Here is a 14303-nt window from a genome sequence, read left to right on the forward strand (position 1 = left end):
GGTTCTCCTTGGCGTCGGGGTTGCGAACGGATGAACGTACCTCACGCCGTCCGCGCGCGTCACCGTCGCGTGACCCACGTCTCAGTCGGTCGGGTCCGCCGCCCGGCGGTCGACGTCGGTTGCCGCCGGGTCGCCGCCGCCAGCCGTGCCCCACCCGTGGACGCCTCGTCGCCGGCCCGGGCATCGGCGATAGGCTGCCGCCCGTGACCGACGCGACGCCCGCCATGCCAGCCGAGCTCCCCGACACGGTCGAGAACGCCGCCGCGACGCCGGAGCGCGACCTCCCGTTCCGCGACCTCGGCCTCAAGGACGACGAGTACGCGCGCATCGTCGAGCTCCTCGGGCGCCGCCCGACCGCGGCCGAGCTGGCCATGTACTCGGTCATGTGGAGCGAGCACTGCTCCTACAAGTCGAGCAAGAACCACCTGCGCCAGTTCGGCGAGAAGACCACGCCGGCCATGAAGGAGCACCTCCTGGTCGGCATCGGCGAGAACGCCGGCGTCGTCGACATCGGCGACGGCTGGGCCGTCACGTTCAAGGTCGAGTCGCACAACCACCCCAGCTACGTCGAGCCCTACCAGGGTGCGGCGACCGGCGTCGGCGGCATCGTCCGCGACATCATCTCGATGGGCGCGCGGCCCGTCGCCGTCATGGACCAGCTCCGGTTCGGCGCGGTCGACCACCCGGACACGGCCCGCGTCGTGCACGGGGTCGTCGGCGGGGTCGGCGGCTACGGCAACTGCCTCGGGCTGCCGAACATCGGCGGCGAGACCGAGTTCGACCCCTGCTACCAGGGCAACCCGCTCGTCAACGCGCTCTGCCTCGGTGTGCTCCGGCACGAGGACATCCACCTCGCCAACGCGTCCGGCGTCGGGAACCGGGTGGTGCTGTTCGGTGCCCGGACCGGCGGCGACGGCATCGGCGGCGCGTCGATCCTCGCGAGCGAGACGTTCGAGGGCGGCATGCCGGCCAAGCGGCCCAGCGTCCAGGTCGGCGACCCGTTCATGGAGAAGGTCCTCATCGAGTGCTGCCTCGAGCTGTTCGCGGCGGGTCTCGTCGAGGGCATCCAGGACCTCGGCGCTGCCGGGATCTCGTGCGCGACGAGCGAGCTCGCGAGCAACGGCGACGGCGGGATGCACGTCGACCTGGAGAAGGTCCTGCTGCGCGACCCGACGCTCACGGCCGGCGAGATCCTCATGTCCGAGTCGCAGGAGCGGATGATGGCCGTCGTCCGGCCCGAGAACCTCGAGGCGTTCCTCGCGGTGACCGGCAAGTGGGACGTCGAGACCGCCGTCATCGGTGAGGTCACCGACTCCGGGCGACTGACGATCGACCACTTCGGCCACCGCATCGTCGATGTCGACCCGCGCACCGTCGCGCACGAGGGCCCGGTCTACGACCGCCCCTACGCGCGTCCCGCCTGGCAGGACGGGCTCAACGCCGACGCCGGCGAGGCCCTCCCGCGTCCGGAGACCCTCGAGGCCGTCGTCGCGCAGGTCCGCGCGCTGGTCGCGAGCGAGAACCTCGCATCGACGTCGTGGATCACCTCGCAGTACGACCACTACGTCCAGGGCAACACGGCCCTCGCGATGCCCGACGACGCCGGCGTCGTCCGCGTCGACGAGACCACCGGGCTCGGCGTCGCCATCGCGACGGACGCCAACGGCCGGTTCGCCAAGCTCGACCCGTACGCCGGCGCGCAGCACGCGCTCGCCGAGGCGTACCGCAACGTCGCGACGGTCGGCGCGCGGCCGCTCGCCGTCACCGACTGCCTCAACTTCGGCAGCCCCGAGGACCCCGACTCGATGTGGCAGCTCGTCCAGGCGATCACCGGCCTGGCCGACGCGTGCCGCGAGCTCGGCGTGCCCGTGACCGGCGGCAACGTCTCCCTCTACAACGGCACCGGCGAGCCCGGCCGGATCGACTCCTCGATCAACCCGACGCCGGTCGTCGGCGTGCTCGGCGTCCTCGACGACGTCGCCCGCGCGACGCCGTCGGGCTGGCGCGAGGCGGGCCTCGCCGTGTACCTCCTCGGCACGACCCGCGAGGAGCTCTCGGGCTCGGAGTGGGCCCGCGTCGTGCACCGTCACCTCGGCGGCGTGCCGCCGCGGGTCGACCTCGCGGCCGAGCGCGCGCTCGCCGCGATCCTCGTCAACGCCTCGCGCGACGACGTGGCGCTCGCCGCGCACGACCTGTCCAAGGGCGGCCTCGCGATCGCCCTGGTCGACGCCTGCCTGCGCTACGGCGTCGGCGCGCGCGTCGACCTCACCCAGCTCATGGCGCGCGACGGCGTCGACCTGACCTCGGCGCTGTTCGCCGAGTCCGGCGCCCGCGCCCTCGTCGCCGTGCCGCGAGAGGCCGAGGTGGCCCTGGCCGACCTCTGCTCCGCGCGCGGCTTCCCCCTGCTCCGCCTCGGTGAGACCGCCGAGGACGGCACCCTCGCCCTCGACACCCCCCAGGGCCCCGTCGAGCTCCCGCTCGACCCGCTCGCCGCCGCGTCCGCGGCCACGCTCCCGTCGTACTTCGGCTGAGCCCAGCGCGCGCGACCGCGACCGTCGTCCACCGAGATCCGGGGGACGACGCCGCACAGGCGACCCCCGAAGCCGGTCGGGGCGATCGCGTACGATCCTCCCCGGCCCCACCTCTCAAGAAGGAAGCTCAGTCATGACGAGCCTCGAACCGGTGCTCAGCACCGTCCTCCTCCGCAACCCCGGTGAGCCGGAGTTCCACCAGGCCGTGCGGGAGGTGTTCGACTCGCTCGGACCGGCCGTGGCCCGCCGCCCCGAGTACGTCGAGGTCATCGAGCGTCTGTGCGAGCCCGAGCGCCAGATCATCTTCCGCGTGCCGTGGGTCGACGACGCCGGCCGCGTCCACGTCAACCGCGGCTTCCGCGTCCAGTACAACTCGGCCCTCGGCCCGTACAAGGGCGGCCTGCGGTTCCACCCGTCCGTCAACCTCGGCATCGTGAAGTTCCTCGGGTTCGAGCAGATCTTCAAGAACGCGCTCACCGGCATGCCGATCGGCGGCGGCAAGGGCGGCGCGGACTTCAACCCGCACGGCCGCTCGGACGCCGAGGTCATGCGGTTCTGCCAGTCGTTCATGACGGAGCTGGCCAACCACATCGGCGAGTACACCGACGTCCCGGCCGGTGACATCGGCGTCGGCGGGCGCGAGATCGGCTACCTGTTCGGCCAGTACCGCCGCGTCACGAACTCCTACGAGTCCGGCGCGCTCACGGGCAAGGGCCTGTCCTGGGGCGGCTCGCGCGCCCGGACCGAGGCGACGGGCTACGGCGCCGTCATCTTCGCCCAGGAGATGCTCCGCACGCGGGGCGAGGGCTTCGACGGGCGCCGCGTCGTGGTGTCGGGCTCCGGCAACGTCGCGATCTACGCGATCGAGAAGGCCCAGGAGCTCGGCGCGCACGTCGTCGCGTTCTCCGACTCCTCCGGCTACGTGGTCGACGAGGCCGGTGTCGACCTCGAGCTGCTCAAGGACATCAAGGAGCGCAGCCGCGGCCGCGTCGCCGACTACGTCGAGCGTCGTCCCAGCTCGGCGCTCGGCACCGGCTCGATCTGGGACGTGCCGTGCGAGGTCGCGCTCCCGTGCGCCACGCAGAACGAGCTCGACGAGGAGAACGCGCGCCGCCTCGTGACGAACGGCGTCCTCGCCGTCGCCGAGGGCGCCAACATGCCGTGCACGCCGGGGGCCGTCGAGGTCTTCCGCGAGGCCGGCGTGCTGTTCGGCCCGGGCAAGGCAGCGAACGCGGGCGGCGTGGCGACGTCGGCGCTGGAGATGCAGCAGAACGCCAGCCGCGACTCCTGGACGTTCGAGTACACGGTCGCGCGGCTGACGGACGTCATGGTCGGCATCCACCACGCCTGCCTCGAGACCGCCGACGCCTACGACGCCCCGGGCAACTACGTGCTCGGCGCGAACGTCGCCGGCTTCACCAAGGTCGCCGACGCCATGATCGCCCAGGGCGTGATCTGACACGTTGTCCGACGGTGTGACCGACCCCGCCGCCCCGGCGAGGCCGCGAGCCTGGCTCACGTTCGTGCTGATCGGGCTCGCGGCCGGGCTGCTGTCCGGCCTGTTCGGGGTCGGCGGCGGGACGGTCATCGTCCCCGCGCTCGTCGCCTTCGCCGGGTTCGACCGGCGACGGGCGGCGGGGACGTCGCTGCTCGCCATCGTGCCGACGTCGCTCGTCGGGACGCTCACCTACGGCCTCGACGGCCACGTGAGCGTCCTGACCGCGGCGATCCTCGCGGCCGGGACGGTCGTCGGCGCCCAGATCGGCGCGTGGCTGCTCGCGCGGCTGTCCCAGCAGGTGCTGCGCTGGGCGTTCGTCGCGTTCCTCGTCGTCGTGGCCGTGCAGCTCTTCCTCACCGTCCCGCTCCGGGACGGCTCGATCGAGGTCGGGCCGGGGCTGATCGCGGGCCTCGTGGCCGTGGGACTCGTGACCGGCATCCTGTCGGGGCTGCTCGGCGTCGGCGGCGGCGTCATCGTCGTGCCGGCGATGATCCTGCTGTTCGGCTACTCCGACCTGCTGGCCAAGGGCACCTCGCTGCTCATGATGATCCCGACGGCCGTCTCCGGGACGGTCGCGAACCTGCGTCGCGGGTTCGTCGACTGGCGCGGCGGCCTGCTCGTGGGGCTCGGGGCGTGCCTGACGGTGACGCTCGGGTCCTGGGTCGCGCGGCTGCTCGAGCCCCGCGTCGCCAACCTGCTGTTCGTCGCCTTCCTGCTCTTCCTCATCTGGAAGACGGTGGCCGAGGCGCTCCGCGCCCGGCGGGCGCGGCGCGGCTGAGGCCGCCCGTCGTCGAGGGCGGTAGGCCGGTGGTCGGCCCGGTCAGACGGCGTGCGCGACGCCGGCGTGCTCGCGGCGACGCCAGTCGGCGATCGCGACGACGAGCGCGAGGACGAGGATCGCGACGACGATCGTGAGCGACACCGAGAAGGCCCGCGCGTAGTCGGCGGTGCCGGGGTCAGCGCCGAGCACGGCGAAGAACGCCGCGGCGTTCGCGCTGACGCCGACCGCGGCCCCGATGCGCTGCATCGTCTGGAGCGCACCGGCCGCCGTCCCGGCGTCGCCGACCGGCACCTGGGCGAGCGTGAGCGTCTGGTTCGGCGAGATGACCAGCCCGTTGCCCAGCCCGGCGACCGTGAGGATGCCGGCGACGAGCCAGACGGCGCTCAGGTCCGTGCTCGCGCGGACCACGAGCATGACGGCGAGCAGCGCGGCGGCCGAGACCGCGATCCCCACGACGACGAGCGGGCGGCCGAACCGGGAGATGAGCCGTCCGCCGAACCACGCGGCGATCGCACCGGAGATCGAGAACGGCGTCAGCACGAGTCCCGCCTGGAGCGGCGTCAGGCCCATCCCGGTCTGCAGGTAGAGCGTCGAGGACAGCCAGACGCCGGTGAACGCGAGGAAGTACAGCGTCGAGACCGCGACACCGAACGCGAACGACCGCATCCGCAGCAGGGCCGCCGGCAGGAGCGGCAGGCCGCCCGTCCGCTCGACGCGGCGCTCCCACCACCACAGCGTCACCAGCAGCGCGACGCCGACGCCGATCGTCCACCACGCGGGCGTCGCGGCCGGGGACGCCGAGCCGCCGCCCTCCCCGCCCGACGTCACGAACGGCCACATGATCGCGACGACGCCGGCCGCGAGGAGGATCGAGCCGACGACGTCGAGCCGCGCCCGTCCGCCGCGGTCCCGCGCGCTGCGCGGCAGCAGCCGCCACGCGAACGGGAACAGGACGAGCCCGATCGGGACGTTGACGAGGAACACCGAGCGCCAGCCCTCCTGCGTCCCGAACAGCGCGAGCAGGGCGCCACCGGCGAGCGGGCCGATCGCGGTCGCGACGCCGACCGTCGCGCCGAACCAGCCGAAGGCGCGTCCGCGGGCCGGTCCCGTGAACAGGTCCTGGATGAAGCCGATGATCTGCGGGTTGAGCACGCCGGCCGCGAGCCCCTGGGCGAACCGGGTCGCGGCGAGCGCGGTGCCCGTGAGGGCGAGCCCGCAGGCGGCCGACGTCAGCGCGAACGCCGCGAGGCCGACGAGGAACAGCGTGCGGCGACCGAAGACGTCGCCGAGCCGGCCCGAGGGGACGAGCGCGAGGCCGAACGCGAGGGTGTAGCCGGCGAGGATCCACTGCAGCTCGTTCGGTCCCGCGCCGAGCGAGTGCTCGATCGACGGCAGGGCGACGTTGACGATCGTGACGTCGAGCAGCGTCATGAAGCCCGCGCCGAGGCACACGGCGAACGCCGGCCAGCGGGCGTCGCGCGGTGGCCGCGCGTCGGTGGCGTCGCGGGGGGAGTCGGGATCGGCGGGAACGGGCACTGCTCATTCCTATCACCGGGCACCGACGGCAAGCCGGGGCGGCGCTAGGCTCACGAGCGCGCGGCCCGCGCGTCGCCCGGCTCCGGCCGCGCGCCGCGCCCCGTCCCGTCCGTCTCGTCCCACCCGCTGCTCCGCGAGGTCCCCGTGCCGCTCGACCACCGTCAGCTCCCGACCTTCGCCGCCGACGCCGTCGAGGTTCCGTTCGTCATCGCGGGGTTCGACGAGCTGGTCGACACCGACACCCGCTGGTCCGAGCACTCCCACCCGACCCACGAGCTGCTCTGGAACGAGCGCGGCGCCTCGTCGGTCACGGTCGGGCCGCGGACGTGGACGATCACGCCGCTGCTCGGCCTGTGGGTGCCGGCCGGCATCGTGCACACGGGGCTGGCGCCGGCCGGGACCTGGTACCGCACCTCGCACTTCGGCGTGCGCGCGGTCGCGTCGATCTCGGACGGGCCGGTGGCGGTCACGATCACGCCGCTGCTGCGGCTGCTGCTGCAGCGGCTGGGCGAGGAGGGGTTGTCGGACGGCTCGCGCGGCGTGACCGAGGCGATGGTGCTCGACGTCCTGCGTCCGGCCGACCGCGAGCTCATCGTGCACGTGCCGAGCGCGCAGCTCCTGCGGCCGATCGTCGACGCCGTGCGCGCCGACCCCGGCGACCCGCGGACGCTCGAGGTGTGGGCGCGCGAGCTCGGGGTCAGCACGCGCACGCTCAGCCGGGCCTTCCGCGCCGAGACCGGCCAGGGGTACTCGGCCTGGCTCTCCGCGGTGCGGACGCACCGCGCGATCGCCCTGCTCGCCCGCGGGGAGGACCTCGCCGACGTCGCCGACGAGCTCGGGTACGCCTCGGTCAGCGCCTTCGGCGCCGCGTTCCGCCGGGTGACGGGGGCGACACCGACGTCGTTCCGTCCGCGTCCGGCCGGCGCGGGCGCCGCGCGGGTCGGGCCCGGCGCGGGCGCGCCGGTCGGGCCTGGCGCCGGCTGACCCCGGTCCGCCGCGGCGGACGCGGTCGCCGGTCTCCGTCGCGACCCGGCTGCCGCGCCCCGGCCGCCGCCTGCCTCGCCGTCGCGCTCCGGCCGTCCTGCCGCGATCCGGCCGTCGCGACCTGCCGCCGCGCGCGGTCGCCGGCTCGCCCGTCGGCGGCCACGCGTCCGGGCATCCCGTGTCGGACCCACGGCGGGTGTCCGATCCGCGCGTTCCCTGTCGTGTTCACGCGATTGCGAGCCGCGCTCGGACTGCCTACATTGGGTAGGCAAGCCTCACCTAACGTTCATCGTGCCCTCGCCCGATGACCGGGTCCCGCCCCGCGCGGGCGACCCGCCTGCGCCACGAGGCTGCACCCTCAGCGATGAATGGAGAACACCCATGCGCGTCACCCGCGCCCTGGCCGCGATCGTCGCGGCCGCAGCGCTCGGCCTCACGGCCTGCGCCTCGACGAACGACGACGGCTCGTCGGCCGAGACCCCGGCGGACGCCGGGACCACCGCGAGCGGCGACGCCGGCGCGTCGGCCGACGGCGAGTACCCGATCGAGATCGACCACGCGTTCGGCACCACGACCCTCACCGAGAAGCCCGAGCGGGTCGCCACCGTCAACTGGGCGAACCACGAGGTGCCGCTCTCGCTCGGCGTCGTGCCGGTCGGCATGGCCGCGGCCAACTTCGCCGACGAGGACGGCGACGGCCTGCTCCCCTGGGTCAAGGACGCGCTCGACGAGCTCGGTGCCGAGACGCCGGTGCTGTTCGACGAGAGCGACGGCATCGACTTCGAGGCGGTCGCCGACACCGACCCCGACGTCATCCTCGCCGCCTACTCCGGCCTCACGCAGGAGGACTACGACACGCTCTCGGAGATCGCCCCGACGGTCGCGTTCCCCGAGACGCCGTGGACCACGTCGTGGCGCGACATGATCCGGCTCAACTCGGCCGGGATGGGCATGGCCGCCGAGGGCGACGACCTCATCGAGGAGCTGGACGGCCTGATCGCCGACGCCGCGGCGGCCAACCCGGTGCTCGCGGACAGCTCCGTCATGTTCCTCACCCACGTCGACGTCTCCGACCTCAGCGTCGTCAACTTCTACACGCCGGCCGACACCCGCGTCGCGTACTTCGCCGACCTGGGGATGCAGACCCCGGAGAGCATCGCCTCGTTCGAGCCCGACCCGACGAACCCGTTCGCCGGCTCCATCAGCGCCGAGAACGCCGACGTGTTCGACGACGTCGACGTCATCGTCACCTACGGCGACCAGGCGATGATCGACTCCCTCAAGGCCGACCCGCTGCTGGGCCTCATGCCCGCGATCGCGAACGACGCGGTCGTCCTGCTCGACGGCTCGACCGCGGAGGCGACGGCGGCCAACCCCACGCCGCTGCAGCTCCCGTACCTCCTGGACTGGTACGTCTCGCAGCTCGTGACGGCCGCCGAGAAGTCGCAGCCGTAGCCGGTCCGTGACCACCCTCGTCGACCCACCCGTCTCGGGCGCAGCACGCGTGCTGCGCCCGAGACGCCTGCGCCTGCTCTGGCTCCTCGGCCTGGTCGCCCTCGTCGTCGTGATCGCGCTGGCCTCGATCGCGCTGGGGGCGCGGGACGTCGACTGGGGGCCGATCGCGTCGGCGCTCGCGGGCAACGCCGGCACGTTCGACGAGGCGGCCGTCACCAAGCGGATCCCGCGCACGGTGCTGGCGCTGCTGGTCGGCGCGGCGCTCGGTCTGTCGGGCGCCGTCATGCAGGGCGTCACCCGCAACCCGCTCGCCGACCCGGGCATCCTCGGCGTCAACACGGGGGCGGCGCTCGCGGTCGCGATCGGCGTCGCGTGGTTCGGCCTGTGGACGTACACGGACTACATCTGGACGGCGATCGTCGGGGCGAGCGTCACGGCCGTCGTCGTCTACGCGGTCGGCTCGCTCGGTCGCGGGGGAGCGACGCCGCTCAAGCTCGCGCTCGCGGGGGCGGCGACCTCGGCCGCGCTGGCGTCGTTCATCACCGCCGTCGTGCTGGGCCGCAACGACATCGCCGGCGTCCTGCGCTCGTGGCAGATCGGCGGGGTCGGCGGCGCCTCCTTCGCCGCGATCGGCCAGGTGCTGCCCTTCCTCGTCGCGGGGACGGCGATCAGCCTGCTCGCCGCACGGTCGCTCAACTCCCTCGCGCTCGGCGACGAGCTCGCCGCCGGTCTCGGCGAGAACGTCGTCCTCGCCCGGCTCGGTGCCGCGCTCGGCGCGGTCGTGCTGGCCGGCGCCGCCACCGCGGTCGCCGGGCCGATCGGGTTCGTCGGCCTCGTCGTCCCGCACGTGTGCCGCCTGCTGGTCGGCCCCGACCACCGCTGGCTGCTGCCGTTCTCGGTGCTCGGCGGGGCGGCGCTGCTGACCCTGTCCGACGTCGTCGGTCGGCTCGTCGTGCGCCCGAGCGAGCTCGACGTCGGCATCGTGACGGCCTTCGTCGGCGCCCCGTTCTTCATCTGGCTGGTCCGCCGGCAGAAGGTGCGTGAGCTGTGACGGCCGTCGCCGTCGCCCGCGACCGCGTCCAGCGAGGCCGCCGGCGCCGCGTCATCGTCGCGGTCGTCGCCGTCGTCATCGCGGCCGCCTTCGTCGTCTCGCTCATGATCGGCCACACGTTCTACCCGATCGACCAGGTCGTCCGGGTCGTCCTCGGCGAGGACGTCGCGGGCGCCTCGTTCACGGTCGGGCGACTGCGGCTGCCCCGGGCGATCGTCGCGGTCGTCGTGGGGTTCTGCTTCGGGCTCGGCGGCGTGACCTTCCAGACGATGCTGCGCAACCCGCTCGCCAGCCCCGACATCATCGGCATCACCTCGGGGGCCGGGGCCGCCGCCTCCTTCGCGATCATCGTGCTGCGGCTGACCGACTCCCAGGTCTCGGCGTTCGCGATCGCCGCGGGGCTCGGCGTCGCGCTGCTCGTCTACGTCCTGTCGTTCCGCAGCGGGGTGCTCGGCACCCGGCTCATCCTCGTCGGCATCGGCGTGGCCGCCATGCTCGACGCGTTCACGGCCTACGTGCTCTCCCGCGCGGGAGAGTGGGACCTGCAGCTCGCCATGCGCTGGCTGTCCGGCAGCCTCAACGGGACGACGTGGGCCGACGCGCGGATCGTCGTCGTCGCGCTCGTGGTGCTCGGACCGGTGCTGCTGTCGCAGTCGCGCAACCTCGACGCGCTCCGCCTCGGCGACGACACCGCGGCCGCGCTGGGCGTGCGGGTCGAGCGCACCCGCGTCCTGCTCATCGTCGCCGCGGTCGGTCTCATCGCCTTCGGGACGGCCGCCGCCGGCCCGATCGCGTTCGTCGCGTTCCTGGCCGGACCCATCGCCGCGAGGGTCGTCGGTCCGCACGGGTCGCTGCTCGTCCCGGCCGGGCTGGTCGGGGCGCTGCTCGTCGTCGTCGGGGACCTGCTGGGCCAGTGGGCGTTCGGCACCCGGTTCCCGGTCGGCGTCGTCACCGGGGTGCTCGGCGCGCCCTACCTCCTCTACCTCATCGTCCGCACCAACCGCGCGGGAGGGTCGCTGTGACCGCATCGCACACGCTCACGGCCGAGGCGCTCGCCGTCGGCTACGGGGAGCGCACCGTCATCGACGGGCTCGACCTCGCCGTCCCGCCAGGCGCGATCACCGCGATCGTCGGCGCGAACGCCTGCGGGAAGTCGACGCTGCTACGCGCGATGTCCCGGCTCCTGACGCCGAGCTCCGGGCAGGTGCTGCTCGACGGCGCGCTGGTGCATCGGATGCCGGCCAAGCGGCTCGCGCGCGTCCTCGGCCTCCTGCCGCAGTCGCCCATCGCGCCGGACGGCATCACGGTCGGCGACCTCGTCGGTCGCGGCCGGCACCCGCACCAGGGCCTGTTCTCGCGCTGGTCGCGGGAGGACGACGAGGCCGTCGCCGCCGCGCTCGAGGCCACCGACACGGTCGAGCTCGCCGACCGCGCGGTCGACGAGCTCTCGGGCGGACAGCGGCAGCGGGTGTGGATCGCGATGGCGCTCGCGCAGCGCACCGACCTGCTGCTCCTCGACGAGCCGACGACCTTCCTCGACGTCTGCCACCAGGTCGAGGTGCTGGACCTGCTCACCGACCTCAACCGCACGCGCGGCACCACGATCGTCATGGTGCTGCACGACCTCAACCTGGCCGCGCGCTACGCGGACCACCTCGTCGCGATCGCCGACGGGCGCATCTACGCGGCCGGCCCGCCGCAGGACGTGCTCACGGTCGACACGGTGCGCGCCGTGTTCGGCATGGCGAGCCGGATCGTCCCCGACCCGGTCTCCGGCAAGCCGCTCATGCTGCCGATCGGCCGCCACCACACGTTCGCCGACGCCGCGCCGGACGCGGTCGTCGGCGGCCAGCTCGACCCCACCGACACCCCGGAGCCCTCGTGACCCGCCCCACCCCGACGGCCGGTGCGCCGTCCCGCGTGTTCCCCGCCGTCGTCGAGTCGCTGGAGCGGCTGTCGCCGAGCTTCGTCCGCGTCACGTTCGCGGGCGAGGAGCTGCGCGACCTCGCGCCCGGCGGGCCGGACCAGCGGATCAAGCTCATCGTCCCGCTGCCGGGCTCGCGCGTGAGCACCCTCCCGGACGGCGCCGACTGGTACTCCGTCTGGCGCCGGCTCGACGCGACCGAGCGCAACCCGATGCGCACCTACACGATCCGGGGGGTCGCGGCCGGGCGGCTCGTCGTCGACGTCGTCGCGCACGGCGACACCGGGCCTGCCTCGCGGTGGATCGCCCGGGCCGAGGTGGGCGACCGCCTGCTCGTCGTCGGACCGGACGGCAGCAGCCGCCTCCCGGTCGGCGGCAGCGAGTGGCACCCCGGCGCGGCGACGACGCTGCTCGTCGCCGGCGACGAGACCGCGGTGCCCGCGGCCTGCCGGATCCTGGAGAGCCTGCCGGCCGACGCGCGGGGCGCCGTCTTCCTCGAGGTCCCGACCGCCGCCGACGCCCTCGCCGTGCGCCGGCCCGCCGGCGTCGATGTGCACTGGCTGGCGCGGGAGGACGGCCCCGGCGGCGGCGCGGGCGGCGGCGCGGGCGGCGTCGTCGGCTCCCGGCTCACCCCCGCCGTCAGGGCGTGGGCGGCGGACCACCTCGCGCCGGTCGGGGACGGTCGGCCCGGCGCTGGTCCGGCCGAGGAGCCCGGCCTGCTCAACCCCGGCACCGAGCTGCTGTGGGAGGTGCCGTCCGGGCCGGCCGACGGCGGTTACGCGTGGCTGGCGGGGGAGGCCGGCGTCATCACGGGTCTGCGCCGTCACCTCGTGCGGGACCTCGGCATCGACCGGTCGCGCGTGGCGTTCATGGGGTACTGGAAGCTCGGCCGGCCGGAGAACTGACCGGACTGCCCGCCCCCTGCCTCACTCCACCAGCCAGCCCCCCAACCACCAGCCTCCGATACTGGGGTGACTCCGGTCGCGATTCACGATCCAAGTCACCCCGCTATCGGAGCTGGGGAGGGGGACGGAGGCGTCGGGGCTTGGGGGTCGGGGATGCCCCGGACCCCGGGCGCTCGGGCGTCGTCCCACGGGTGGGTCTTGTGCCCACTATGCTGCAAGGTCGACCGCGGTGTCGGTCGGCTGGCGTAGTGTGACGATCGCGCGCCACCACCGTGCCGGGTGCGCTCGACCGCCCCCGCCAAGCCGACGAAGGACCGCGATGACCACCGAGCCCGACGCCACCCCGACGACGCCAGCTCCCGCCACGAGCGCGCCGACCGCCGGAGCTGCCGCAGCAGCCCCGGCCGCGCTCGCGCCCCCGGCCGCCGACTCCGGGCTCCTCGTGCTGGAGGCCCCCGGGCCGCTCGCCCCGGTCGCGGCGACGGCCGCGCCGGCGATGGCCCCGCGCGTGGACCCGGCCGTGATGCCGACGCTCGACGCGAAGGTGTCCGCCTACCTCGACCAGCTCGCAGCGTCGACCACGCGCTCGCCCGAGTTCGCCGCGAAGGCCGACGACGTCCGCACGATGGGCGACGCCGACATCCGCGCCGCCGCCACGGTCTCCAACCGGCTGCTGGACGCGCCCGTGCGCGAGATCCGCGAGGGCGGCATCTCCGAGAGCTCCAAGGTGTCCAAGGGTCTGCTCGACCTGCGTCGCGCGGTCGAGGAGCTCGACCCGGGCGAGAAGAGCTTCGGCCGCAAGCTGCTGGGCATCCTGCCGTTCGGCAGCTCGATCGAGGACTACTTCCGCCAGTACGAGAGCACCCAGAAGCACCTCGACGCGATCATCCGCGCGCTGTACTCCGGCCAGGACTCCCTGCGCAAGGACAACGCGGCCCTCAACCTCGAGAAGCGTCACCTGTGGGAGACCATGACGCGGCTCAACCAGTACATCTACGTCGCCGAGCGTCTCGACGTGCAGCTCTCCGCGACCGTCGCCGAGCTCGAGGCCAGCGACCCGGAGCGCGCGCAGGCGCTCAAGGAGGACGTGCTGTTCTACGTCCGCCAGAAGCACCAGGACCTGCTGACGCAGCTCGCGGTGTCGATCCAGGGCTACCTCGCGATCGACATCATCATCAAGAACAACATCGAGCTCATCAAGGGCGTCGACCGGGCCACCACGACGACGGTCTCGGCGCTGCGCACCGCCGTCGTCGTCGCGCAGGCGCTGAGCAACCAGAAGCTGGTCCTCGACCAGATCACGGCGCTCAACCAGACGACCTCGACGCTCATCGAGACGACGTCGAAGATGCTGCGCGACAACTCGGCGCAGATCCAGCAGCAGGCCGCCTCCGCCACGGTGGGGCTGCCGCAGCTCCAGGCCGCGTTCGAGAACATCTACGCCACGCTCGACTCGATCGCCACGTTCAAGACGCAGGCGCTCGACTCGATGGCCAAGACGATCGGGGTGCTCCAGACCGAGACGACCAAGGCGGCCGAGTACGTCGACCGGGCCCGTCGCGCCGAGAGCCCGGAGAACCTCGCGGTGACCGGCGGCTCGCTCGACCTCGGTCGCGCCTGAGCGCATCGCACCTGAGC

Annotated in this window: 11 protein-coding genes; 10 read left to right on the plus strand and 1 reads right to left on the minus strand. The window is 73.8% G+C overall.

The window, feature by feature from the left end; all coding sequences use genetic code 11:
• The first annotated feature begins 224 nt into the window (after positions 1 to 224).
• The 3 genes from purL (at position 225) to EDD28_RS08375 (ending at position 4807) form a co-directional block, all read left to right on the plus strand.
• Entirely contained in the window at positions 225 to 2531 is a 2307-nt protein-coding gene (gene purL / locus EDD28_RS08365) for a phosphoribosylformylglycinamidine synthase subunit PurL (protein ID WP_123740010.1), read from the plus strand.
• A 133-nt stretch (positions 2532 to 2664) separates the two neighbouring features.
• A complete protein-coding gene (gene gdhA / locus EDD28_RS08370; RefSeq protein ID WP_123739191.1) occupies positions 2665 to 3990 on the plus strand; it encodes an NADP-specific glutamate dehydrogenase in 1326 nt (441 codons plus the stop codon).
• Positions 3991 to 4006: 16 nt separating this feature from the next.
• A complete protein-coding gene (locus EDD28_RS08375; protein ID WP_123739192.1) occupies positions 4007 to 4807 on the plus strand; it encodes a sulfite exporter TauE/SafE family protein in 801 nt (266 codons plus the stop codon).
• A 42-nt stretch (positions 4808 to 4849) separates the two neighbouring features.
• On the opposite strand, the gene EDD28_RS08380 is transcribed toward EDD28_RS08375, so the two are convergent.
• Entirely contained in the window at positions 4850 to 6346 is a 1497-nt protein-coding gene (locus EDD28_RS08380) for an MFS transporter (RefSeq protein WP_245967971.1), read from the minus strand.
• Between the two features lie 144 nt (positions 6347 to 6490).
• Between EDD28_RS08380 and EDD28_RS08385 the strand changes: the two genes are divergently transcribed.
• From EDD28_RS08385 to EDD28_RS08415, 7 genes are all read left to right on the plus strand, one after another.
• Entirely contained in the window at positions 6491 to 7330 is an 840-nt protein-coding gene (locus EDD28_RS08385) for a helix-turn-helix domain-containing protein (RefSeq protein WP_123739193.1), read from the plus strand.
• Positions 7331 to 7711: 381 nt separating this feature from the next.
• Complete coding sequence (locus EDD28_RS08390) at positions 7712 to 8785, plus strand: ABC transporter substrate-binding protein (RefSeq protein ID WP_123739194.1); 1074 nt, start codon at positions 7712 to 7714, stop codon at positions 8783 to 8785.
• A 7-nt stretch (positions 8786 to 8792) separates the two neighbouring features.
• A complete protein-coding gene (locus EDD28_RS08395; RefSeq protein ID WP_123739195.1) occupies positions 8793 to 9836 on the plus strand; it encodes a FecCD family ABC transporter permease in 1044 nt (347 codons plus the stop codon).
• Positions 9833 to 10858: a FecCD family ABC transporter permease gene (locus EDD28_RS08400; protein ID WP_123739196.1), complete on the plus strand. Its 1026-nt coding sequence runs from the start codon at positions 9833 to 9835 to the stop codon at positions 10856 to 10858. Before EDD28_RS08395 ends, EDD28_RS08400 begins: the two co-directional genes overlap by 4 nt.
• Positions 10855 to 11721 carry an ABC transporter ATP-binding protein gene (locus EDD28_RS08405; protein WP_123739197.1) on the plus strand — a complete coding sequence of 289 codons (867 nt, stop codon included), beginning with the start codon at positions 10855 to 10857 and terminating at the stop codon, positions 11719 to 11721. The genes EDD28_RS08400 and EDD28_RS08405 overlap by 4 nt, the downstream gene beginning before the upstream one ends.
• Positions 11718 to 12665, plus strand: a complete 948-nt coding sequence (locus tag EDD28_RS08410; protein ID WP_211339142.1) for a siderophore-interacting protein — start codon at positions 11718 to 11720, stop codon at positions 12663 to 12665. The genes EDD28_RS08405 and EDD28_RS08410 overlap by 4 nt, the downstream gene beginning before the upstream one ends.
• A gap of 319 nt (positions 12666 to 12984) precedes the next feature.
• Positions 12985 to 14286 (plus strand): toxic anion resistance protein, encoded by a 1302-nt coding sequence (locus EDD28_RS08415; protein ID WP_123739198.1) that lies wholly within the window; start codon positions 12985 to 12987, stop codon positions 14284 to 14286.
• The last annotated feature ends 17 nt before the right edge of the window (positions 14287 to 14303 follow it).

The sequence above is a fragment of the Salana multivorans genome, assembly GCF_003751805.1.
GTDB lineage: Bacteria > Actinomycetota > Actinomycetes > Actinomycetales > Beutenbergiaceae > Salana > Salana multivorans.

What these genes read in the sequence shown, in the direction of transcription:
- gdhA (WP_123739191.1), top strand. Translation starts at nt 2,665, where the DNA reads ATGACGAGCCTCGAACCGGTGCTCAGCACCGTCCTCCTCCGCAACCCC.
- EDD28_RS08415 (WP_123739198.1), top strand. Translation starts at nt 12,985, where the DNA reads ATGACCACCGAGCCCGACGCCACCCCGACGACGCCAGCTCCCGCCACG.
- EDD28_RS08390 (WP_123739194.1), top strand. Translation starts at nt 7,712, where the DNA reads ATGCGCGTCACCCGCGCCCTGGCCGCGATCGTCGCGGCCGCAGCGCTC.
- purL (WP_123740010.1), top strand. Translation starts at nt 225, where the DNA reads ATGCCAGCCGAGCTCCCCGACACGGTCGAGAACGCCGCCGCGACGCCG.